The organism is Kineococcus haloalkalitolerans (genome assembly GCF_050871905.1).
Taxonomy (GTDB): domain Bacteria; phylum Actinomycetota; class Actinomycetes; order Actinomycetales; family Kineococcaceae; genus Kineococcus.
This window is the reverse complement of the sequence record NZ_JBJLSH010000001.1, coordinates 49,165-70,812: the sequence shown is the minus strand read 5'-3', so window position 1 is coordinate 70,812 and position 21,648 is coordinate 49,165. Positions and strand designations below refer to the sequence as shown.

Genomic DNA, 21,648 nt, shown 5'->3' with positions numbered 1-21,648 from the left:
CCGGGGCCGGACCGCGCGCGGTCGGGCGGGCCGGTCGGCCCGCCCGCCGCGGCAGCGGACCTCGCCCGCCCGGCGCCGGCAGCACCGCGCCGCCTACCTCCTCGTGGCGCCGTTCATGGTGGTCTTCGCCGCCATGCTCGTCGTCCCCCTCGGCTACGCCGCCTACCTGTCGCTGTTCCGCGAGCAGCTCATCGGCGGCACCAGCTTCGTCGGACTGGAGAACTACGTCCGGGCCCTGTCCGACGCCGCGTTCCTCAGCGGCGTCGCGCGCGTCGGGCTGTTCCTGCTGATCCAGGTGCCGCTCATGCTGGGCGTGGCGCTGCTGTTCGCCCTGCTGCTGGACTCCGGCCTGCTGTACTTCCAGCGCTTCGTGCGGCTCACGGTGTTCCTGCCGTACGCCGTGCCCAGCGTGGTCGCCACCCTCATGTGGGGGTACCTGTACGGCCCGGACTTCGGGCCGTTCGCCCAGATCGCCGACGCGCTGTCGTTGCCCGGCCCGCGCTTCCTGAGCTCGGACTGGATGCTCGGGTCGATCATGAACATCGTCACGTGGGAGTTCGTCGGCTACAACATGATCATCATGTTCGCGGCGCTGCGGGCGGTCCCGGCGGAGCTCTACGAGGCCGCCCGCGTCGACGGCGCGGGGGAGCTGCGCATCGCGTGGTCGGTGAAGGTCCCGGCCATCCGCGCCGCGCTCCTGCTGACCCTCATCTTCTCCATCATCGGCAGCTTCCAGCTGTTCAACGAGCCGCAGCTGCTGAGCATCCTCGCCCCCGCCGTCATCGACTCCGCGTACACGCCGAACCTGTACGCCTACAACCTCGCCTTCACCAGCCAGAACATCAACTACTCGGCGGCCGTGGCGTTCCTGCTGGCCGTGGTGATCGCGGTGGTGTCCTACGTCGCCCAGCTGTCGTCCCAGCGTCGGGAGCGCAACGCATGACCACCACCACACCCGTCCCCGGGGTCACCGGGCGGCGGCGGGGAGGGGGACGGCGCAGGCCGAGCGCCCTCAAGCGCCGCAGCCCGCTGCTGACCGTCCTGGTCATCCTCGTCCTGCCGTACTTCCTCCTGCCGCTGTACTGGCTGGTGGTGGCGTCCACCAAGACGAACCGGCAGCTGTTCACGACCTTCGGCCTGTGGTTCGACGAGGTCAACCTGTGGACGAACCTGCAGCAGGTGTTCACCGCCCAGGGCGGCATCTTCTGGACGTGGATCGGCAACACCGCCCTGTACGCCGGGGTCAGCGCCGTCGGGGCGGCGTTCCTGGCCACGGCCGCCGGCTACGCCTTCGCCAAGTACGACTTCCCCGGCGGGAAGCTGATGTTCTCGATCGTCCTCGGGGCGATCATGGTGCCGACCACGGCGCTGGCCATCCCGACGTACCTGCTGTTCGCCGGGGTCGAGCTGACGGACACCCGCTGGGCCGTCATCCTGCCCAGCCTGGTCAGCCCCTTCGGCGTGTACCTCATGCGGGTGTACGCGGCCGACGCCGTGCCCACCGAGCTCATGGAGGCCGCCCGCGTCGACGGGGCGGGGGAGCTGCGGATCTTCGCGACCGTCGCGCTGCGGCTGCTGTCGCCCGGGTTCGTCACCGTCCTGCTGTTCGCGCTCGTGGCGACGTGGAACAACTACTTCCTGCCGCTCATCATGCTGCGCACCCCGGACCTGTACCCGCTGACGCTGGGCCTGGCGCGCTGGCAGTCGGCCGCCGCGGCCGGCTCGGGCGGGCAGGTGCTGTTCTCCAGCGTCATCACCGGCTCGCTCGTCTCGATCGTCCCGCTGATCATCGCGTTCCTGTACCTGCAGAAGTACTGGCAGACGGGCCTGGCGACCGGCGGGGTGAAGGGGTGAGCGTCCTGGACGGGCCCGCGGGCACGCCCCGCGGGCTGCCGGAGCGCGTGCTGTTCGGGGCCGCCTGGTACCCCGAGTACACGCCCGAGCCGCGCGTGGAGCAGGACCTGGACCTCATGGCGGCCGCGTCCGTCAGCGTGGTCCGGGTGGGGGAGTCGGTGTGGTCGACGTGGGAACCGCGCGACGGCGTCTTCTCCCTGGACTGGCTCGAACCCGCCCTGGACGGCGCGCACGAGCGCGGCATCTCCGTCGTGCTGGGCACCCCCACCTACGCGGTGCCGATGTGGCTGGCCCGCAAGCACCCGGAGATCGCCGGCGAGCTGGCCGACGGCCGCCGGATGCGCTGGGGCGGGCGCCAGGAGGTGGACTTCACGCACCCGGCGTTCCGGTTCCACGCCGAGCGGGTCGTCCGCGCCGTCGTGGGCCGGTACGCGGCCCACCCGGCGGTCACCGGCTTCCAGGTCGACAACGAACCCGGCCTGCACCTGCTGCACAACCCGGCCGTGGTGCAGGCGTTCGTCGACGACCTGCGCGCCACGTACGGGGACGTCGACGCCCTCAACGAGGCGTGGGGGCTGACGTACTGGTCGCACCGGCTCTCGCGCTGGGCGGACCTGTGGTCCCCCCACGGCAACGCCCAGCCGCAGTACGACCTGGCGTGGCGGGCGTTCCAGTGCCGGCTGACGACGGAGTTCATCTCCTGGCAGGCGGGGATCGTCCGCGAACTGGCGACCGCCGCCGGCCGTGACGACCAGTTCGTCACCACGTGCGTGTCGTACAGCCGGCAGGCCGTCGACGAGCGGGAGGTCTTCGACGACCTCGACGTCGCGGCCGGCAACCCGTACTACGCGATGCAGGACGGCCTGGCGGTGCCGTCGCCGGAGGAGTCCCCGGCGCAGGGGTGGACGACGTCGGGCACGTGGTCGCTCGTGCACACCGCCGACCGGATGCGCGCCTCCAAGCAGGCGCCGTTCCTGGTCACCGAGACCAACGCCGGGCCCATCGGCGGTTCCTCGGTGAACCTGCCCGCCTGGGACGGGCAGTGGCGGCAGGTGGCCTGGCAGCTCGTGGCGCGCGGTGCCCGGATGGTCGAGTACTGGCACTGGCACACCCTGCACACCGGCACGGAGACGTACTGGGGTGGCGTGCTGCCGCACGACCAGCGGCCCGGCCGCGTCTACGAGCAGGTCGCGCAGCTGGGCGCGGAACTGGCCCGCGCCGGCTCGACCGTCGCCGGGCTGCGCCCGGACGCCGACGTGGGCCTGCTGGTGTCCGTGCCCTCCCAGCACGGGCTGGCGTTCCAGCCGCCCACCCCCGCGGGTGGGGGCAGCGGCTGGTCCGACGTCGACGAGCGCGCCCACGACCGCTTGGTCGAGGTGTGGGCGCGGGGGGTGTTCGACGCCGCTCTCAGCGCGCGCGTCGTGCACGACCGCCAGCTCCTGCCGCCGGGCGGCCCGGGCGTCGACCCGGGAGAGCTGGCGCGGGAGCTGCCCGTGCTGCTCGTGCCCGCCCTGTACGTCGCCCCGGACGCGCTGCTGGACCTGCTGGCCGCGTACGCGGAGGCCGGCGGGCACCTGGTCCTGGGTCCGCGCTCGGCCTACGCCGACGAGCTGGCCCGCGCCCGGCGCGAGGTCAAGCCGGCCCGGCTGGCAGCGGCGGCCGGGGTCTCCTACCAGGAGTTCTCCAACCTCACCGGGCCGCTGCCGCTCACGGCGGCCGCCGGTGCGCCGGCCCTGCCGGCCGGGGCGAGCGCGACGACGTGGGTGGACTGCCTGCGCCCGGAGGGCGCCGAGGTGCTGGCCGGGTACGAGCACCCCCACTTCGGCCGGTTCGCGGCGATCACCTCCGCCCGGCACGGCGCCGGGCGGGTCACCGTCGTCGGCGCCGTGCCGGACCCGGGGACCGTCGCCGCCCTCGCCGGCCGCTTCGCCGCCCCGGTGCTGGGCGGGGACCGGCAGGACGCGGCGGCCCGCCGCTGGGGCGGGCCGGAGGCGGTGCGGGTCAGCTCCGCCACCGCCCCCGACGGCACCCGCGTGCACGTCGTGCACGACTGGTCCTGGCAGCCGTGCGAGGTCGTGGCGCCGGTGGCGCTGCGCGACCTGCTGTCCGGCGAGCGCGTCGGCGCGGGCGAGCGCCTGCGGCTGGGCGCCTGGGACGTGCGGGTGCTCGCGCAGGAGTGAGCCGCACCCCCGCGGGCCCCGGGCGGACGGCCGGGGCCCGCGGGCGCCCGCGCCCGGTCAGCGGTAGAACGGCACCTGTGATCAGCGCGGAGGAGATCGAGGTCAAGTACGACGTGGCACCCGAGGCCGCTCCGCCGGACCTGGCGGCGGCCCTGCGGCAGGTGCCCGGCGCCGACGAGCGGGGCCTGCGCGAGGGCGACCTCGGCGAGGCCGACCTGAGCGCGACGTACTTCGACACCGACGACCTCCGGCTGGCCGCCGCGAAGGTCACCGTGCGCCGCCGCACGGGCGGTGCCGACGAGGGCTGGCACCTGAAGACCCCCGCCGGGGACGGCGCCCGCACCGAGCAGCGCGTGCCGCTGGGGCGGGCCGTGCGGACCGTGCCGGTCGCGCTGCGCCGGCTCGTGGAGGACCTGACCGGCGGCCGGCCGCTGGTCCCCGTCGCCCAGGTCGACACCCACCGCCGCACCCGCACCGTCCTGGACGCGACCGGGACCCGGCTGCTGGAGCTGGCCGACGACACCGTCGAGGCGCGCCGCCTCCTGCCGCTGGAGGGCGCGGGGGAGGCCTCGGGCGCCGTGCAGCGCTGGCGGGAGGTCGAGCTGGAGCTGGTCGACGGCGAGCGCGACGTCTTCGACGCCGTGGACGCCGGGCTGCGCGCCGCCGGCCTGCGGGTCGCGGCCACCGGTTCCAAGCTCGCCCGGGTCCTGGCCGGCCCCGCGGAGGACGGCCCGGCGGACGAGGCCCCCGCGGACGAGGCCCCCGCGGACGAGGCCGCCGCGGACGAGGCCGCCACCGAGCCCGCCGCCGCGCCGGCCCGCCGCTCCGGTCGCCGCTCCGGTCGCCGCCGGGTCGAGCACCCCGGCCCCCGCCGCACGGACCTCACCGCGCGCTCGCGCGCCGGCGACGTGCTGCTCGTGCACCTGGCCGAGCAGGTCCAGCAGGTGCTCGACCAGGACGCGCGGGTGCGCCGCGACGAGCCCGACAGCGTCCACAAGATGCGGGTGGCGACCCGCCGCCTGCGCAGCGCCCTGCGCACCTTCCAGCCCCTGCTGACCCGGCCGACCAAGCCGCTGCGCGACGAGCTGCGCTGGCTGGCGGCGGAGCTGGGCGCCGCCCGCGACGCCGAGGTGCTGCGCGACCGCCTCGTGCGGTCGGTGGCCTCCCTCGACGTCGCCGCGCAGGACCAGCCGGCCGACCCGGCGGCCACCGGGGCCGTGCCGGCGATGGTCGCCGAGCAGCTGGAGGCCGACTACCGCACCGCCCACGACCGGGTGCTCGCCGAGCTCGACTCCGAGCGCTACCAGTCCCTGCTCGACGCCCTGCAGGACCTCGTCGAGCGCCCCGACCTCACCGACCGCGGCCGCCGCCGGGCCGCCAAGGTGCTGCCGCGCCGGGTCGCCAAGACCTTCGAGTCCCTCGCCGGGCTCGTCGAGCAGGCCGACCGCGCCGGCGCGGGCGCCGAGCGCGACGAGCTGCTGCACGAGGCGCGCAAGGCCGCCAAGCAGGTGCGCTACGCCGCCGAGGCGGTCGGCGTCGTCTTCGGCAAGGACGCGGCCCGCTTCGCGCGCGCCGTCACCGACGTGCAGGAGGTGCTGGGCGAGCACCAGGACTCGGTGGTCACCCGCGAGCGGCTGCGCCAGCTGGCCGCGTCCGCGCAGCCCGAGGTCGCCTTCGCCTACGGGCGGCTGTTCGCGCAGGAGGAGGCGCACGCCGCGGCCAGCGAGGCCGACTTCGACGAGGCGTGGGCGGCGGTGCGGGCCAAGCGCCTGCACCGGTGGCTGCGCTGACCCACCGGGCGTGACGACGGGGGCCGGCGCCGCGGCGCCGGCCCCGTCGGGCGTCCGGGAGGTGCTCCCTCAGGAGGTGCGGCCGTCGGTCCCCGGGCCGAGACCCGGGGGCAGCTCCCCGAAGGATCGCCGGTACCAGACGGCCGCCTGCCGCTCGACGACGAGCCGCGTCAGGCCGATGATCGCGCCGGAGGCCAGCGCCCACACGACGGCGTCCTTCCACGCGACGTCGGGGTCCTCGGGGTTGTCCGGCGGCGGGCTCCCCGTCACCGAGACCCACGCCTTCTTCGTCACGCGGCTGGCCAGGGCGGCCGCGAGGACGCCGGCGCCCGGGCCGACGAACTTCCACACCATCGAGCTCATGGGCCAGACCCTGCCGCACCGCCCCGGGCGCGTCGACCCCGGTCCCGGTCGGCCGGTCCCGCCGCGCTCAGAGCAGGTCGACCAGCCACCCCAGCACGGGCAGCAGCACGGTGGCCGATCCGGCGACGAGCGCGACGACGACCACGACGGTGAGCAGGCGGACCCCGCGCGACGGGCCGCCGTCCGGTCCCCTCAGGCTGCGCAGCACGCCCCCATCCTCCCCGACGCCCGCCCCGCCGCCCACCACTCCGCCCCCGCCCGCGGTGATCTTGCTGGGAATCCCTGCAAGATCACGGAGGGAGGTGGGGGTGGGGCGCCGGAGGAGCGGGGGAGCTTGCGGGCGGTGTAGCGTTCGCCCGTCGACAGGGGAGCGCCGGAAGGGCGCTGAGAGTGCGGGCAGCCGCAGACCCTCGAACCTGACCCGGTTAGCACCGGCGTAGGGAGTCGAGCCGTCTCGACCCGTGACCGCGGTGGTCACGGGTCCCCCTCCTGCACCCAGGAGGAACCTCGTGAGCCAGACCACCGGACCCGCCAAGCCCACCGGGTCCACCACGTCCCGGACCGTCCTCGCCCGCGCGCCGCTGGGCCGCTGGCGCAGCGTGGACCTCGTCACCGCCGCCGTCCTCGGCGTCGCCTTCGGCGTCGTCTTCTGGGGCTGGGGCGTGCTCTACCACGTCATCGACCCGGCCTTCGCGGCCTTCCGCCCCGCCGCCGGGCTCGTGTCCGGCGTGTGGCTGCTGCCCGCCGTCGTCGGCGCGCTCGTCGTCCGCCGCCCCGGCGCGGCGCTGCTCACGGAGATGCTCGCCGCGACCGTCGAGATGCTCCTCGGCAGCGCCTGGGCCTCCGGGGTCCTCGTCTCCGGCGCGATCCAGGGCCTGGGCGTCGAGATCGCCGTGGCGCTCTTCCTGTGGCGGCGCTGGAGCCTGGGCGTCGCCGTCCTCGGCGGCGTCCTCGCCGGCGTCCTGGAGGCCCTGTACGAGAACGTCGTCTACTACGGCGGGGAGTGGGCGCCGGCCTGGCAGGCCGCCTACGTCGGCCTGTTCGCCCTCTCCGGCGCCGTCGTCGCCGGGCTCGGCGGCTGGGCGCTGGTGCGCGCCCTGGCCCGCACCGGTGCGCTGCAGCGCTTCCCCGCCGGGGCCGAGCACCGCGCCCGCGCCCGTGCCTGACGCCGTGCCCGGTGGTGGGCCCGGTGGTGGGCCCGCGCCGGTGCGCGTCGAGGTGCGCGGGCTGACGTTCGCCCCCGGCGGCGTCGCCGTCCTGCGCGACGTCGACCTCGACGTGGCCGCCGGGGAGAAGGTCCTGCTCGTCGGCCCCAGCGGCGCCGGCAAGTCCACCCTGCTGCGGGTCCTGGCGGGGGTCGCCGACGAGGACGAGGACGGCGACGTCCTCAGCGGCCGGGTCCTGCTCGACGGCGCCCCGGCCGCCCCCGGGCGTGCGGGGCTGCTCCTGCAGGACCCGGTGGACGCCGTCGTGGCCGCCACCGCGGGGCGCGACACCGCCTTCGGGCCGGAGAATCTCGCCCTGCCGCGGGAGGAGGTGTGGGCCCGCGTCGACGCCGCCCACGCCGCCGCGGCCTTCGGCGCCGGCCGCGACCGCTCCACCGCCGAGCTGTCCGGCGGTGAGCTGCAGCGCCTGGCCGTCGCCGGGGCGCTCGCCCTGCGCCCCGGCCTGCTGCTGCTCGACGAGCCGACGTCGATGCTCGACCCCGTCACCGCCCGCCGGGTGCGCGACGCCCTGCTGGCCGCCGCCGCCGGGCGCACCCTCGTCGTCGTCGACCACGACCTCGCCGCGTGGGCGGACGTCGTCGACCGCGTCGTCGCGCTCGGGCCGGACGGCCGCGTCGTCGCCGACGGCGCCCCCGCCGCGGTGCTGGGCGCGCTGCCCGCCCCGCTCGCCGACGGGCTGTGGGTGCCCGGGGCGCCCGCGCCCGCCCAGCTCGACGTGCCCGCCGGGCTCGTCGCCCCGCTGCTCGACGTGCCCGGCGGGCCCGCGGTGACCGCCACCGGGGTCCGGGTCGAGCGCGCCCGCCGCGGCACCGGCCGCCGCGAGGTGGTCGTCGTCCTCGACGGCGTCGACGCGAGCCTCGAGGCCGGGCGGGTCACCGCCCTGACCGGGGACAGCGGTGCCGGCAAGTCCACCCTCGTCGGCGTCCTGGGCGGGCTGTCCCGCCCCACCGCCGGCACCGTGCTGGCCGCGGCGGCCCTGGCCGTGCGCGGGCGCCGCGACCCCGGCCGCTGGCGCTCGCGGGACCTGGCCCGCCGCGTCGGGTGGGTGCCGCAGCACCCCGAGCACGGGTTCGTCCGCTCCACCGTCCGCGACGAGGTGCGCGCGACCCCGCTGGCCGTCGGCGTCGCCACCGAGCGCGCCGACGCCCTGCTGGAGCTGCTCGGGCTGGCCCCGCGCGCCGACCTCGACCCCCACCTGCTCTCGGGCGGCGAGCAGCGCCGCCTGGCGCTGGCCTCCGCGCTCGCGGCGGGCCCGGCCGTCCTGCTGGCCGACGAGCCGAGCGTGGGGCAGGACCGGGCGACGTGGGCGTGCGTGAGCGGTCTGCTGGCCGCGGCGGCGCGCGAGGGCGCCGCGGTGGGGGTCGCCACCCACGACCGGGCCCTCGTGGCCGCGTGCGCGGGCCGGCGCACGCACCTGGCCGGTGGGCGCGCCGCGCACCGCGACCCGGTGGGCGACCCGCCCGGCGACGTGCCCGCGCCCGCCCCCGCGGCGCGTGCCGGGGTGGTGTCGTGAGCGCCGCCGCACCGGCGGGGACCGTCCCGCCCACGGCCGCGCAGCTGCGCGCCGCCCGCCCCGGCCCGCCCGCGCGCCGCTGCGGGCCGCTGTCGCTGCTGGCGGTGTCGCTGCTGGCGGTGCCCGGCTCGCTGGCCGTGGACGACTGGCGGGTCGGGGCGCTCGCGCTGGCGGTGCAGCTGGCCTGCCTGCCGCTGGCGGCCGGGCGCTGGCGCGAGCTGTGGCCGCGGCTCGTGCCGGTGGCCGTGGCCGCGCTGAGCGTCGGCTGGTCCGCCTGGCTGCTCGGCGACGCCGAGGACCCGGTGGCCGCGGGCCTGGCCTCGGTGCTGCGCATCCTCGTCCTCGTCCTGCCCGGGGTGGTGCTGACCACCTGGCTGGACCCCAGCGAGGCCGGTGACCACCTCGCCCAGCGGCTGCGCTGGCCGGCCCGGGCGGTGGTGGCCTCCGTCGCCGCCCTCGGCCAGCTCACCGCGCTGCGCGACACCTGGGAGGAGGTGTCCCGGGCCCGCCGCGCCCGCGGCCTCGGGCCGGGCCGCGGTCCCGCGTCGGCGGTGCGGTGGGCGGCCTCGACGTCGTTCGGGCTGCTCGTGGACGCCGTGCGCCGGGCCGGGCGCACGTCGACCGCGATGGACGCCCGCGGGTTCGCCGGGGCGTCGCGGCGCACCTGGGCGCTGCCCGCCCCCTGGCGGCGGGCCGACACCGTGCTGCTGGTGGCCGGGACGGCCGTCGTCGCCGTCCCGGTCCTGCTGCGGGTCCTGACCCCGCTCTGAGGCCCGGCCCGCGGTCACCGCGGACCGGGGCGGTCAGCGCAGCAGGGCGGCCGCGGCGACGGGCGGGCCCGTCGCGGGCTCGGCGGCCACCACGACGACCTGCGAGCCGGCCGGCACGGGGGCGCTGACGCGGGTGCGGTCCCCGTCGGCCGGCTCCTCCTGCGCGGTGACGACGGCGCCGTCGACGAGGACGGTGACCGTCGAGGCCGCCGGGGCGAACGCCACCAGGCCGGCCGGGTCCTCCAGCTCGACGCCCACCGGCCACGCCGGCGGCAGCAGCACGGCACCCGCGCCGTCCCCGCCGTCCGCGGCCACGCCGTCCAGGACGAGCGGGAAGACGTCCTGCTCGGTCAGGCCCTCGCGCTCGACCTGCCCGCGCAGCAGCAGCACCCCGCGGTCCTCGCCCAGCGGGAACCAGGTGCGCTCGGCGTCGGCGAAGGCCGCCAGCCCCTCGGCGTAGGCGCTGGCCTGCTGCGCGAAGGCGTCCTCGCCGCCCCAGGCGGTGCGCGCCGGCTCGGCGAGCTCGGCCCAGGCCGCGGCGCTGTCCTGCGCGGCCAGCGCGTCGAGCAGGCGGGTGGCGGTCCCGTCGACGGGGGCGGGCAGAGCGGGGCCCGCGCCGGGCGGCGACGGGGTCGCCGGGCCGTCGGTGATCGCCGGCGGCGGGGCGGTCACGGTGGCCGGGTCGTCGCCGGCCCCGGCGTCGGTGCCGCACGCCGCGAGCGCCAGGGCGCCCAGCAGCGCGCCCGCGAGGACGCTCCCGCGCCGGGCCGTGGTGGGGGAGGGGCTGGTGGTCCGTCGCACACCCCTACGACGCCGCGCGGGCGCGGCGCGTTGCACCCGCCGGGTCACCGGCCGCTCACCGCCCGGGCAGGTCGTGGACGTCGGCGAGCATCCCGCCGGGCACGTGCCGGTCCGGGGCGGGGGAGTCCAGGACGACCAGCAGCTGCGGCCGCCCGCCGGGAGCGCGCGCCGGCACGAGGGCGATGCCCTCGGGGTGGTCCACGCCGTCGCCGTGCGGCAGCTCCAGCTCCACGGGCAGCTGGTCGGCGCGCACGACGTCGGCGGCGTCGGTGCGGGCGGCACCGGTCCAGCGGTGCACGCGCACGGGGCCGGACAGGCTCATCGACGGGCCGGCGAGCACGAGCAGGTCGTCGCCGTCGGGGCACAGGTCGCGGATCCCGAGGCCGCCGAGGTCCAGCAGGTGCAGCCGGTAGCGGGCGCTGCCGGTCTCCCCGTCGCTGAACTTCCCCAGCTCCAGCCGGTGCGGGTCCTCCGGGTGGGTGACCGGGCGGGTCTCGAGGAGCACCGCCCACCCGCGCAGCACCGGCCCGCGGAAGCCGAGGTAGAGCCGCAGCTCCCCGTCGGCGGTGAGGTGGACGGCGACGCCCTCCACGTCCACGCCGTTGTCCTTCGACGGGATCGCCGTGAACGGCGCGAGGAGGTCGTCGTCGGCCAGGAGCTCGGTCAGCGCGTCGTCGCCGGCGAGCACGGCCGACGTCAGGACCTCCCCGTCCCGGTGGACCTCGCGGGCGGGCAGGCCGGTCGCCGGGTCGACCGGCAGGCGGACGACGACGTAGCGGTTCTCCTCGCGGACCACGGTGCGCAGCCGCTTGCGCGCCTTGGCGTCGCGGTCGCGGTCGCGGATCCGCTTGCGCTTGAGGCTGTGCGAGCCGACCGCCCACAGGTGGTCGCCGGCCCGCGCCAGACCCTCCACGTCGGCCTCCTCGTCCGAGCCGGCCGGCAGGTCGACGAGGTCGCCGAGCGCGACGGTGACCTGCCGGTCGTAGCGGACGACGGCGCCGTCCTCCACGTGGGCGGTGAGCCGCTCGACGGTCGCCGTCTCGTCGCCGGCCACCCACAGGTGGTCGCCGTCGTGGCGCACGGCGGAGAGGTTGACGTGGGTGTCCCCGGCGCGGGACTCCTCGGTGAACAGCAGCGGCACCCGCCGCGCGGGTCGGGAGGTCACGACGGGTGAACGCCTGTGCTCGTCGCCGGTTCCCCACCCGCGCGGCGGCGGCCGGACGGGTGGTCCCGAGCCCGGGAACACGGGGAGCGGGCCGGTGGTTGAGCAGGGTGGGCTCAAGGTTGCTGGTGCCCGGCTTGACAGCTCGGCCGACGCCTGCAGACTTGAGCGGGAAGCACTCAACAGCTCGGCAACAGTTCAGGAGGGGCATCTCCCATGGCACGTGCGGTCGGCATCGACCTCGGTACCACCAACTCCGTGGTCGCGGTCCTGGAGGGCGGCGAGCCCACCGTCATCGCGAACGCCGAGGGCGGGCGGACGACCCCCTCGGTCGTCGCCTTCGCCAAGAACGGCGAGGTCCTGGTCGGCGAGATCGCCAAGCGCCAGGCCGTGACGAACGTCGAGCGGACCATCCGCTCCGTCAAGCGGCACGTCGGCACGGACTGGAACGTCGCGATCGACGACAAGAAGTACACCCCGCAGGAGATCAGCGCCCGCGTCCTGCAGAAGCTCAAGCGCGACGCGGAGAGCTACCTCGGCGAGGCCGTCACCGACGCCGTCATCACCGTCCCGGCGTACTTCTCCGACGCCCAGCGCCAGGCCACCAAGGAGGCCGGCGAGATCGCCGGCATGAACGTCCTGCGCATCATCAACGAGCCCACCGCGGCCGCGCTCGCCTACGGCCTGGACAAGGGCAAGGAGGACGAGCTCATCCTCGTCTTCGACCTCGGCGGCGGCACGTTCGACGTGTCCCTCCTGGAGGTCGGCAAGGACGAGGACGGCTTCTCCACCATCCAGGTGCGCGCCACCTCCGGCGACAACCACCTCGGCGGCGACGACTGGGACCAGCGCGTCGTGGACCACCTGCTGAAGAAGGTCCAGGGCAGCTACGGCATCGACCTGTCCAAGGACAAGATCGCCATGCAGCGCCTGCGCGAGTCCGCCGAGCAGGCCAAGAAGGAGCTGTCCAGCTCCACCAGCACCAACATCTCGCTGCAGTACCTGTCGATGACGGAGAACGGCCCCGTCCACCTGGACGAGCAGCTGACCCGCGCCCAGTTCGAGCAGATGACGCAGGACCTCATCGACCGGACCAAGGCGCCGTTCCACTCGGTCATCAAGGACGCCGACGTCAAGCTCTCCGACATCGACCACGTCGTGCTCGTCGGCGGTTCCACCCGCATGCCGGCCGTGACGAACGTCGTCAAGGAGCTGACCGGCGGCCGCGAGCCCAACAAGGGCGTGAACCCGGACGAGGTCGTCGCCGTCGGCGCCGCCCTGCAGGCCGGCGTCCTCAAGGGCGAGCGCAAGGACGTCCTGCTCATCGACGTCACCCCGCTGTCCCTGGGCATCGAGACCAAGGGCGGGATCATGACCAAGCTCATCGAGCGCAACACGGCGATCCCGACCAAGCGCTCGGAGGTGTTCACCACCGCCGACGACAACCAGCCGTCCGTGCTCATCCAGGTGTTCCAGGGCGAGCGCGAGCTGGCCCGCGACAACAAGCCGCTGGGCACGTTCGAGCTGACCGGCATCGCGCCCGCGCCGCGCGGCGTGCCGCAGGTCGAGGTCACCTTCGACATCGACGCCAACGGCATCGTCCACGTGTCCGCCAAGGACCGCGGCACCGGCAAGGAGCAGTCGATGACCATCTCCGGCGGCAGCGCGCTGTCGAAGGAGGACATCGAGCGGATGGTCAAGGACGCCGAGACCCACGCGAACGAGGACAAGCAGCGCCGCGAGGAGGCCGAGGCCCGCAACCAGGCCGAGAGCCTCGTCTACCAGACGGAGAAGTTCCTCGCCGACAACGCGGACAAGCTGCCCGCCGAGGGCCGCGAGGAGACCGAGAAGGCCGTCGCGGAGCTCAAGAGCGCCCTGAACGGCACCGACGCGGCCGAGATCAAGGCCAAGACGGAGGCCGTCGCGCAGGCCAGCCAGAAGCTCGGCTCGGCCATGTACGCGGCGCAGTCCGAGGGCGCGGCCGGCGCCGGTGCGACCGGTGACGCCGGTTCCACGACCGGTGGCCCGGACTTCTCCAAGCCCGCCGACGACGACGTCGTGGACGCCGAGGTCGTCGACGACGAGAAGGACAAGTGATGGCGGAGGAGCACGCCGAGCGCGCAGAGCGCACCGAGCCCACCGTCGTCCGCGACCGCCGCCGCATCGACCCCGAGACCGGGCAGGTGCGGCCCGAGCCCGACGCGCAGCCGGACCAGCCGGGGCAGGACGCCCCGGCCGGCCCGGACGCCGGGACCGCCGCCGGGACCTCTGCCGAGGCGCCCGCCGCGGCGGGCGGCTCGGCCGAGCTGGCCGAGGCGCAGGCGCTCGCGAGCGACCGGCTGGAGCAGCTGCAGCGGCTGAACGCCGAGTACGCGAACTACCGCAAGCGCGTGGACCGGGACCGCGACGTCGCCAAGGACGCGGCGGTGGCGAACCTGGCCGAAGCGCTGCTGCCGGTGCTGGACGACGTGCACCTGGCGCGTCAGCACGGCGACCTCACCGGCCCGTTCGCGGCCATCGCCGACAAGCTCGAGGCGACCCTCGGGCGCTTCGGCCTGGCCCGCTACGGGGAGAACGGCGAGCCGTTCGACCCGATGGTCCACGAGGCCCTGATGCACAGCCACTCCGACGAGTACGAGGTGGCCACGTGCGTGCAGGTGCTCCAGCCCGGTTACCGGATCGGCGAGAAGGTCCTGCGGCCGGCCCGCGTCGCGGTGGCCGACCCGCAGTGACCCGGAGCACCGTTCCGGCGAGGACGGGGGAGGAGGGTTCCGCGTGAGCATGCAGGAGTGGGCGGAGAAGGACTTCTACGCCGTGCTGGGCGTCTCCCACGACGCCGACGCCGCCGAGATCAAGAAGGCGTACCGCAAGAAGGCGCGGACCCTGCACCCCGACGCCAACCCCGGTGACGCCAGCGCCGAGCAGCGCTTCAAGGAGGTCGGGGAGGCCTACGCGGTCCTGTCCGACCCCGAGCAGCGCCGCCAGTACGACGGCATCCGCGCGATGGTCGGCGGTGGCGCGCGGTTCTCCTCGCCGGGGGCGGGCGGTCCGGGCGGTGCGGGTTTCGAGGACCTGCTCGGCGGGCTGTTCGGGCAGGCCGGCGCGGGGGCCCGCGGCCCCGGCGGCGTCCGGTTCGGCACGCCCGGCGCCGGCGGTCCGGCCGGCGGTGCGGGTTTCGAGGACCTGCTCGGCGGGCTGTTCGGGCAGGCCGGCGGCCCCGGTTTCGGCGGGCCGGGTTTCGGCGGGCCCACGACGGCGTCGCGCGGGCAGGACCTCGACGCCTCGGCGCGGGTGTCCTTCCGCGACGCCCTCACCGGGGCGACCGTGTCGCTGCGCGTGCCCGACCCGCGCGGCGGGCCGGCGCGCACCGTCAACGCGCGCCTGCCCCGCGGGGTCCGCGACGGGCAGAAGGTCCGCCTGCGCGGCAAGGGCCTGCCCGGGCCCGGCGGGACGCCCGCGGGCGACCTGCTGGTCACCGTGCACGTCGAGCCGCACCCGGTGTTCCGCCGGGACGGCGACGACCTGCGCATGACGCTGCCGGTCTCCTTCGACGAGGCCGTCCTCGGCGCGACCGTGGACGTGCCCACCCTCGACGGGGCCGGCGTGCGGGTGAAGGTCCCGGCGGGCACCCCGTCGGGCCGGTCGCTGCGCCTGAAGGGGCGCGGCGTGCAGGGCGCGCGCAGCGACGACCCGGCGGGCGACCTGCTGGTCACCGTGGAGGTCGTCGTCCCGCAGCGCGTGGACGGTGCCGTGCGCGAGGCCGTCGAGGCGTTCGCGAAGGCGACCGCGGGCGAGGACCCGCGCGCCGGGCTGGCCGAGCGGGCGCGCCGCTGAACCCCGGCCGCGGTCCCGCCGGGTGGACCCGGCGGGACCGCGGCGCAGCACGTGACGAGGTGGGAGGGGGAGTCCGGTGTACGACGACGACGCGGCGGTGTTCGTCATCTCGGTGGCCGCGGAGCTCGCGGGCATGCACCCGCAGACGCTGCGGCAGTACGACCGCCTGGGCCTTGTCTCGCCGCGCCGCGCACCCGGGCGGGGACGGCGCTACTCCGCGCGCGACATCGCCCAGCTGCGCGAGGTGCAGCGGCTGTCGCAGGAGGACGGCGTCAACCTCGCCGGCATCAAGCGCATCCTCGACCTGGAGAACCAGGTGACCGCCCTGGGCCGGCGCGTGGAGGAGCTGGAGGCCGAGATCGACCTCGTGCGCCAGCAGGCCCGCCGCATCTTCGCCGCCGGCATGGCCGGCGACATCGTCGCCACCCCCGTGGGCAAGCGGCCCCCCTCGCCGGCGCGCTCCACCGCCCTGGTGGTCTGGCGCCCCGACCGCCGCGCCTGACACCCCCTCAGGGCAGGACGAGCTCGCGCAGCGGGTCGCCGCCGTCGACGAGGACGCGAGCGCCCGGGGCCAGCACCGTGCGCAGGTTCGCCAGGACCCGGCGTCCGGCCTCGGGGTGGCGGCCGTCGAGGGCGCCGACGCGCACGGCGAGCACGAGGTCGAACGGCGGCTCGCCCGGCTCGAGGGCGAAGGTCTCCGCCTCGCCCAGCCGCACCGACAGACGTCCGGCGGCGATCTCCGCCGCCCCGCCCGCGCGGGCCAGCGCCACCGCGGCCGGCGAGCGGTCGAGCGCGACGACGTGCCCGCCCTCCAGCCGCCGGGCGATCTCCCGGGCCGCGGCGCCCGGGCCGCAGCCGATCTCCAGCACCCGGGCGCCCGGGGCGAGCGGCAGCGCGTCCACGACCGCGGCCAGCCGCGGCGACAGCCTCCCCGGCACCCTCCGACGCTAGCCCCGCACCCCTCCCCGCGGTACCCCCGCGCAGGATCGCCTCCGCTGGTCTCCTCTCCGCCGTGATCGAGGATGGGCGAGCACTCGCACATCCACGATCACCGTGATCGTGCTGGGAGTCCCCGCACGATCACGGGGAAGGGGGAGAGGTGACGCGGACGTGACGCGGCGGGGTGGGGTTCAGGAGGGCGCGCGGGGTGTCGATGAGGAGGGGCGACCGGGTGGGCCGGTCGGGTGACGGCACCGGAGGAGGGCGCGTGGAGGGCATCAGCAGCGTGACGTCGCGCATCGCGGACATCCAGGCGCGCATCGCCTCGCTCAGCCCGGCACCGGTCGTCCGGGTCGCCGTCCCGACCACCGCGTCCTCCACGTCGGCGACCGCGGGCCTCACCGGCGCGAACGGGGTCACGGGCGGGACCTTCGCCGCCACCCTGGCCGGTGCCGTCGCCACCGGCGCGACCACCGGCGCGACGACCGGCACCCCCAGCACCACCCACCTGCGCCGCGCCGACGGCGTCCCCCTGGAGCTGGCCGCGCACGGCAACGGCAGGGTCCCGGCGAGCGCCCTGCAGACCATCGGCCGCGGCAAGCACGCGATGTGGTCGCCCGCCGCGCAGGCCTTCGGCCGCCTGGAGGCGGCCGCCGCCCGCGACGGCGTGACGTTCGGCGTCACCGACTCCTACCGCTCCTACGACCAGCAGGTCGACCTCGCCCGCCGCAAGGGCCTGTACTCCCAGGGCGGCCTGGCCGCCCGGCCGGGCACCAGCGAGCACGGCTGGGGCCTGAGCCTGGACCTCGACCTGGACGGGCGCGCCCTGACGTGGATGCGCGCCAACGCCGCGCGCTTCGGGTTCACCGAGAACGTGCCCCGCGAGTCCTGGCACTGGACGTTCACCTCCTGATCGAGTCGTGTCCTGACATCGGCACGTCCTCACCTGCTGACAGCCCGGTAGAAGGCGTGTCCGGTGCGTGGAGGTGCTGCGCCGACGAGGTCGACCCGGGCGAACACCCCCCGCGGAGGGCCGCGCGGTGCTCCACTGGTCCTGCGAGCGGTTCCCCCGGCGCCTGGAGCACCAGGGCGACGGGGACCCGGCCGCAGGTCGCGGCGGTTGAACGACACAGCCGCCGCGACCGCCACACGAGGGCCCCGGACGGCCCCGCGACGGGTCGCCGGGCCGTCGGCCCGCCCCTACGATCACCGGCATGGACCCCTCAAGTAGCGGGCGGCCCGCGTGACGACCGAGTGGCTGCTCCTCGGGTGCGTGGTGCTCCTCATCGCCGCCAACGCCCTGTTCGTCGCCGCCGAGTTCGCCCTCGTCACCGTGGACCGGCCCACCGTCGAGAAGGCGGCCGGGGACGGGGACCGGCGGGCGCGGGGCGTGCAGAGCGCGCTGCGGACCCTGTCCACCCAGCTGTCCGGCGCGCAGCTCGGCATCACCGTGACCTCGCTCGTCGTCGGCTTCATCGCCGAGCCGTCGATCGCCGCGCTGCTGCGCGGGCCGGTCGAGGCCACCGGCCTGCCGGAGGGCACGAGCACCGCCGTCTCGTTCGGCCTCGCCTTCGCGATCGCCACCGGCACCCAGATGGTCTTCGGCGAGCTGGTCCCCAAGAACTGGGCCATCGCCGAGCCGCTGCGGGTGGGCCGCGCCGTCCAGGGCGCCCAGCGCGGCTTCACCCTCGTGGCCGGGCCGCTGATCCGCCTGCTCAACGGCATGGCCAACCGGGTCCTGCGCGCGCTGGGGATCGAGCCGTCGGAGGAGCTGGCCAGCGCCCGCGGGCCGGCGGAGCTGGCCTCGGCCGCGGCACGCTCCGCGCAGCGCGGCACCCTGGAGCAGACGGTGGCGGACCTGCTGACCCGCTCCATCGAGTTCGGCGACCGCCGGGCGGCCGACGCCATGACCCCCCGCCCGCGGGTGCGGTTCGTCGACGCCGAGCAGAGCGTCGCGGAGGTCCTGGCGCTGGCCGCGCGCACCGGGCACTCCCGCTACCCCGTGCTGGGGGAGAGCGTGGACGACGTGGTCGGCGTCGTCCACTTCAAGGACGCAATCGCCGTGCCGCGCGCGCGGCGGGCCACCACGGCGGTCCGCGACGTCGTGCAGGAGCTGCCCGCCGTGCCGGCCACCATGGAGCTGGACCCGCTGCTCGGGGTGCTGCGCGGCACCGGGCTGCAGATGGCCGTCGTCGTCGACGAGTACGGCGGCACCGACGGGGTCATCACGCTGGAGGACCTCGTCGAGGAGATCGTCGGCGAGATCGACGACGAGCAGGACCGGCCGCTGGGCCGCGTCCGCGAGCTGCCCGGCGGCGGGTGGTCCCTGTCGGGCCTGCTGCGCCCCGACGAGGTCGAGGACGTCACCGGGCTGCAGCTGCCGGAGTCCGAGGAGACCGACACCCTCGGCGGCCTGCTCACCGAGCGCCTGGGGCGCCTGCCGGAGGTGGCCGACGAGGTGGTGCTCGAGGCGCGCGACGTGCGCGAGACGGACGAGGACGGGGTGCCCGCCACCGTGACCGCCAACCTGCGCGTGACGCGGCTGGACGGCCACCGCGCCGACCGGCTGCTGCTGACCCGTCTCACCGACCGAGAGCCGGGGGAGGGGGCGTGAGCGACGCCGCGGCCGTCGGGGTCGCCGTCCTGCTGCTGATCGGCAACGCCTTCTTCGTCGGTGCCGAGTTCGCGCTCATCTCCGCCCGGCGCACCCAGATCGAGCCGCGCGCGGCCGAGGGCTCGCGCGCGGCGCGCTGGACGCTGCGCGGCATGGAGCGGGTGTCGCTGATGATGGCCGGCGCCCAGCTGGGCATCACGATGTGCTCGCTGGGCCTGGGCGCCGTGGGCGAGCCGGCCGTCGCGCACCTGCTGGAGCCCGTGTTCGCGGCACTCGGGGTGCCCGAGGGGCTCGTCCACCCGATCTCCTTCGCCATCGCGCTGGCCGTCGTGGTGACGCTGCACATGGTCCTGGGCGAGATGGTCCCCAAGAACATCGCCATCGCCGGGCCGGAGCGCTCGGCGCTCGTCCTCGGCCCGGTGCTGTACGGGGTGGTGACGGTCCTCAAGCCGCTCATCTGGTTCCTCAACCTGGTCGCCAACGCCGTGCTGAAGCTGCTGCGGGTCGAACCGCAGGAGGAGGTGTCCTCCACCTTCACCGCCGAGGAGGTCGAGGGCTTCCTGGCCGAGTCGCGGCGCGAGGGGCTGCTGGACGAGCAGGAGCACCAGCTGCTGACCCGCTCGCTGCGCTTCGGCGACGCCGACGCGGGCCGGGTGCTGCTGCCGCGCGACACCCTCGTCACGGTGTCCCCGGACGTCACGGTCGCGCAGCTGGAGGACCTGTGCGCGCGCACGGGCTACTCGCGCTTCCCCGTGGCCGACGCCTCCGGCGACCTCGTCGGCTACGTGCACCTGAAGGACCTGCTCGACGTCCCCGACGACCGCGTCGGCGAGCCGGTGCCCGCGCGCCGGGTGCGGCCCCTGGCGACCGTCGCGGCGGACCAGGACCTGCAGGGGGTGCTCACCGCGATGCAGCGCCGCGGGGCGCACATGACCCGCGTGGTGGACACGGCGACCGACGAGGTCGTGGGTGTGGCCGTGCTGGAGGACGTCCTGGAGGAGCTGGTCGGCGAGGTCGTCGGCGCCGCCTCCGCGGGCGCCTCCCCGGCGGGCCGCGGTCCCGGCCGGCCGGGGCGCGGAACAGCCTGAGACCCGCACCGGTTGCCGCACGGCGTGAAGAGCGTCGTGTACCGCGAGACGGGTGGCCCCGAGGTCCTGCAGGTCGTCGACCGGGAGGTGCCGGACCCCGGGCCGGCGGAGGTGCGGGTGCGCCTGGCCGTGGCCGGCGTCAACCCGACGGACTGGAAGTCGCGCCGAGGGGGCGGCCTGTCGGCCGTGGACGGGGACGTCGTGCCCGGCCAGGACGGCGCGGGCACCGTGGACGCCCTCGGCCCCGGGGTCGAGGGCCTCGCGGTCGGCGACCGGGTGTGGGTGCACCTGGCCCAGCACCAGCGGCCCACCGGCACCGCCCAGCAGGTCACCGTCCTGCCGGCCGAGCGGGTCGTGCCGCTGCCGGAGGGCGTGAGCTTCGACGTCGGCGCCAGCCTGGGGGTGCCGGCGATCACCGCGCACCGCGCGCTCACCGTCGCCGAGGACCTGCCCGCCCGGCTCGCGCCGGGGTCGCTGGCCGGGCGCACCGTCCTCGTGGCCGGCGGGGCGGGCGCCGTCGGGCACGCCGCCGTGCAGCTGGCCCGCTGGGCCGGCGCGACCGTCGTCACCACCGTCAGCTCCGACGCGAAGGCGGCGCTGGCGCGCGCGGCCGGCGCCCACCACGTCGTGGACTACCGCGAGCAGGACGTGCCGGCGGCCGTGCGCGAGGTCGCCCCCGACGGCGTCGACCTCGTCGTGGAGGTGGCGCCCGCGGCGAACCTCGAGCACGACCTGGCGGTGCTGCGCCCCCGCGGCACCGTCGCCGTCTACGCCAACGACGGCGGCCACGTCGTCAGCCTCGACGTGCGCGCCGGGATGGTCACCAACCTGCGGCTGCAGTTCGTGCTGCTCTACACCGTCGGGCAGGACGCGCTGGACGCCGCCGTGCAGGACGTGACCGCGGCGCTGCGCGACGGTGCGCTGCCGGTGGGCGAGGAGCACGGCCTGCCGCTGCACCGCTTCCCGCTGGAGCGCACCGCCGACGCGCACGCGGCCGTGGAGGCCGGCGCCGTCGGCAAGGTGCTGGTGGACGTCGGCTGAGCCTCGGGGAGCGCCCGCGGGGGCTGTCGGCGGGGGCCGGGCGGGAGTACCGTCCGGCCACCGTCGACAGGGGGGCACCCGTGAGCACCGCACCGCTGCACGGCCACCTGCTCGTCGAGGCGGTCGCCGCCAAGGACCACGAGCGCCTGCGCGCCCTGCTGGACCCCGCGGTGGACTTCCGCGCCATGACCCCTCGCCGGTTCTGGGAGGGCACCGGCCCCGACGACGTCGTCGCGGCGCTGGCGCAGTGGTTCGACGACGGGGACGTCGTCACCAGCGTGGAGGAGGTCCAGACCGCCGCCCTGCCGGGGGCCGAGCGCGTCGGCTACCGCCTGCGCGTCACCTCCGGTGGGCGCCCGCACCTGGTGGACCAGCAGGCGTACCTGACGGTCACCGGCGGCCGGATCACCTGGTTGCGGGTGATGTGCGCCGGCTTCCGCCCGCTCGACGGCACGTGACGGGCGCACCGGCTC

The 21,648-nt window shown here is 76.3% G+C and carries 21 protein-coding genes and 1 riboswitch; of the genes, 16 read left to right on the top strand and 5 right to left on the bottom strand.

The window, feature by feature from the left end; translation table 11 throughout:
• The first annotated feature begins 103 nt into the window (after positions 1–103).
• From ACRYMY_RS00325 to ACRYMY_RS00310, 4 genes are all read left to right on the top strand, one after another.
• On the top strand, positions 104–943 hold the full coding sequence (locus ACRYMY_RS00325; protein WP_432545267.1) for a carbohydrate ABC transporter permease: 840 nt from the start codon (positions 104–106) through the stop codon (positions 941–943).
• Positions 940–1,854 (top strand): carbohydrate ABC transporter permease, encoded by a 915-nt coding sequence (locus ACRYMY_RS00320; protein ID WP_432545266.1) that lies wholly within the window; start codon positions 940–942, stop codon positions 1,852–1,854. Before ACRYMY_RS00325 ends, ACRYMY_RS00320 begins: the two co-directional genes overlap by 4 nt.
• Entirely contained in the window at positions 1,851–4,034 is a 2,184-nt protein-coding gene (locus ACRYMY_RS00315; RefSeq protein WP_432545265.1) for a beta-galactosidase, read from the top strand. The genes ACRYMY_RS00320 and ACRYMY_RS00315 overlap by 4 nt, the downstream gene beginning before the upstream one ends.
• A 77-nt stretch (positions 4,035–4,111) precedes the next feature.
• Complete coding sequence (locus tag ACRYMY_RS00310) at positions 4,112–5,824, top strand: CYTH and CHAD domain-containing protein (protein ID WP_432545264.1); 1,713 nt, start codon at positions 4,112–4,114, stop codon at positions 5,822–5,824.
• Positions 5,825–5,893: 69 nt separating this feature from the next.
• On the opposite strand, the gene ACRYMY_RS00305 is transcribed toward ACRYMY_RS00310, so the two are convergent.
• Both ACRYMY_RS00305 and ACRYMY_RS00300 read right to left on the bottom strand, forming a co-directional pair.
• Positions 5,894–6,187 carry a DUF4235 domain-containing protein gene (locus tag ACRYMY_RS00305; protein WP_432545263.1) on the bottom strand — a complete coding sequence of 98 codons (294 nt, stop codon included), beginning with the start codon at positions 6,185–6,187 and terminating at the stop codon, positions 5,894–5,896.
• Positions 6,188–6,254: 67 nt separating this feature from the next.
• Complete coding sequence (locus ACRYMY_RS00300) at positions 6,255–6,395, bottom strand: hypothetical protein (RefSeq protein WP_369056096.1); 141 nt, start codon at positions 6,393–6,395, stop codon at positions 6,255–6,257.
• Positions 6,396–6,541: 146 nt separating this feature from the next.
• Positions 6,542–6,647, top strand: a riboswitch (TPP riboswitch).
• 49 nt (positions 6,648–6,696) lie between these two features.
• Between ACRYMY_RS00300 and ACRYMY_RS00295 the strand changes: the two genes are divergently transcribed.
• From ACRYMY_RS00295 to ACRYMY_RS00285, 3 genes are read left to right on the top strand one after another with little or no spacing between them, the layout of a single operon-like run.
• The gene (locus ACRYMY_RS00295) at positions 6,697–7,353 is read left to right on the top strand and encodes an ECF transporter S component (RefSeq protein ID WP_432545262.1); all 657 of its coding nucleotides are present in this window, start codon (positions 6,697–6,699) and stop codon (positions 7,351–7,353) included.
• Positions 7,346–8,926: an ATP-binding cassette domain-containing protein gene (locus tag ACRYMY_RS00290; RefSeq protein WP_432545261.1), complete on the top strand. Its 1,581-nt coding sequence runs from the start codon at positions 7,346–7,348 to the stop codon at positions 8,924–8,926. Before ACRYMY_RS00295 ends, ACRYMY_RS00290 begins: the two co-directional genes overlap by 8 nt.
• Positions 8,923–9,696 carry an energy-coupling factor transporter transmembrane component T family protein gene (locus ACRYMY_RS00285; protein WP_432545260.1) on the top strand — a complete coding sequence of 258 codons (774 nt, stop codon included), beginning with the start codon at positions 8,923–8,925 and terminating at the stop codon, positions 9,694–9,696. Before ACRYMY_RS00290 ends, ACRYMY_RS00285 begins: the two co-directional genes overlap by 4 nt.
• Before the next feature lie 33 nt (positions 9,697–9,729).
• Here the strand turns inward: ACRYMY_RS00285 and ACRYMY_RS00280 are convergent, their stop codons facing one another.
• Both ACRYMY_RS00280 and ACRYMY_RS00275 read right to left on the bottom strand, forming a co-directional pair.
• On the bottom strand, positions 9,730–10,497 hold the full coding sequence (locus ACRYMY_RS00280) for a hypothetical protein (protein WP_432545259.1): 768 nt from the start codon (positions 10,495–10,497) through the stop codon (positions 9,730–9,732).
• 55 nt (positions 10,498–10,552) lie between these two features.
• Complete coding sequence (locus ACRYMY_RS00275) at positions 10,553–11,662, bottom strand: DUF3616 domain-containing protein (protein ID WP_432545258.1); 1,110 nt, start codon at positions 11,660–11,662, stop codon at positions 10,553–10,555.
• Between the two features lie 213 nt (positions 11,663–11,875).
• Here ACRYMY_RS00275 and dnaK point away from each other — a divergent pair, with 213 nt between their 5' ends.
• The 4 genes from dnaK to ACRYMY_RS00255 all read left to right on the top strand — a co-directional run bounded on the left by dnaK (position 11,876) and on the right by ACRYMY_RS00255 (position 15,995).
• Positions 11,876–13,756 carry a molecular chaperone DnaK gene (gene dnaK, locus ACRYMY_RS00270; protein ID WP_432545257.1) on the top strand — a complete coding sequence of 627 codons (1,881 nt, stop codon included), beginning with the start codon at positions 11,876–11,878 and terminating at the stop codon, positions 13,754–13,756.
• Positions 13,756–14,391 carry a nucleotide exchange factor GrpE gene (grpE, locus tag ACRYMY_RS00265; RefSeq protein WP_432545256.1) on the top strand — a complete coding sequence of 212 codons (636 nt, stop codon included), beginning with the start codon at positions 13,756–13,758 and terminating at the stop codon, positions 14,389–14,391. Before dnaK ends, grpE begins: the two co-directional genes overlap by 1 nt.
• 43 nt (positions 14,392–14,434) lie before the next feature.
• Positions 14,435–15,493, top strand: a complete 1,059-nt coding sequence (locus tag ACRYMY_RS00260) for a DnaJ C-terminal domain-containing protein (protein WP_432545255.1) — start codon at positions 14,435–14,437, stop codon at positions 15,491–15,493.
• 133 nt (positions 15,494–15,626) lie between these two features.
• Entirely contained in the window at positions 15,627–15,995 is a 369-nt protein-coding gene (locus ACRYMY_RS00255) for a heat shock protein transcriptional repressor HspR (protein ID WP_373694993.1), read from the top strand.
• 7 nt (positions 15,996–16,002) lie between these two features.
• On the opposite strand, the gene ACRYMY_RS00250 is transcribed toward ACRYMY_RS00255, so the two are convergent.
• Complete coding sequence (locus tag ACRYMY_RS00250; RefSeq protein WP_432545254.1) at positions 16,003–16,431, bottom strand: SAM-dependent methyltransferase; 429 nt, start codon at positions 16,429–16,431, stop codon at positions 16,003–16,005.
• A gap of 269 nt (positions 16,432–16,700) precedes the next feature.
• Here ACRYMY_RS00250 and ACRYMY_RS00245 point away from each other — a divergent pair, with 269 nt between their 5' ends.
• The 5 genes from ACRYMY_RS00245 (at position 16,701) to ACRYMY_RS00225 (ending at position 21,633) form a co-directional block, all read left to right on the top strand.
• On the top strand, positions 16,701–17,345 hold the full coding sequence (locus tag ACRYMY_RS00245; RefSeq protein WP_432545253.1) for a M15 family metallopeptidase: 645 nt from the start codon (positions 16,701–16,703) through the stop codon (positions 17,343–17,345).
• A 330-nt stretch (positions 17,346–17,675) separates the two neighbouring features.
• Entirely contained in the window at positions 17,676–19,046 is a 1,371-nt protein-coding gene (locus ACRYMY_RS00240; protein ID WP_432545252.1) for a hemolysin family protein, read from the top strand.
• On the top strand, positions 19,043–20,134 hold the full coding sequence (locus ACRYMY_RS00235; protein ID WP_432545251.1) for a hemolysin family protein: 1,092 nt from the start codon (positions 19,043–19,045) through the stop codon (positions 20,132–20,134). The genes ACRYMY_RS00240 and ACRYMY_RS00235 overlap by 4 nt, the downstream gene beginning before the upstream one ends.
• Positions 20,135–20,158: 24 nt before the next feature.
• Positions 20,159–21,175, top strand: coding sequence for an NADPH:quinone reductase (locus ACRYMY_RS00230; RefSeq protein ID WP_432545250.1), 1,017 nt, complete (start codon positions 20,159–20,161; stop codon positions 21,173–21,175).
• Positions 21,176–21,255: 80 nt separating this feature from the next.
• Positions 21,256–21,633: a nuclear transport factor 2-like protein gene (locus ACRYMY_RS00225; protein WP_432545249.1), complete on the top strand. Its 378-nt coding sequence runs from the start codon at positions 21,256–21,258 to the stop codon at positions 21,631–21,633.
• Positions 21,634–21,648 lie beyond the last annotated feature (15 nt).

Coding starts and splice junctions, on each gene's coding strand:
- ACRYMY_RS00320 (WP_432545266.1), top strand. CDS start 940: ATGACCACCACCACACCCGTCCCCGGGGTCACCGGGCGGCGGCGGGGA.
- ACRYMY_RS00305 (WP_432545263.1), bottom strand. CDS start 6,187: ATGAGCTCGATGGTGTGGAAGTTCGTCGGCCCGGGCGCCGGCGTCCTC.
- dnaK (WP_432545257.1), top strand. CDS start 11,876: ATGGCACGTGCGGTCGGCATCGACCTCGGTACCACCAACTCCGTGGTC.
- grpE (WP_432545256.1), top strand. CDS start 13,756: ATGGCGGAGGAGCACGCCGAGCGCGCAGAGCGCACCGAGCCCACCGTC.
- ACRYMY_RS00255 (WP_373694993.1), top strand. CDS start 15,627: ATGCACCCGCAGACGCTGCGGCAGTACGACCGCCTGGGCCTTGTCTCG.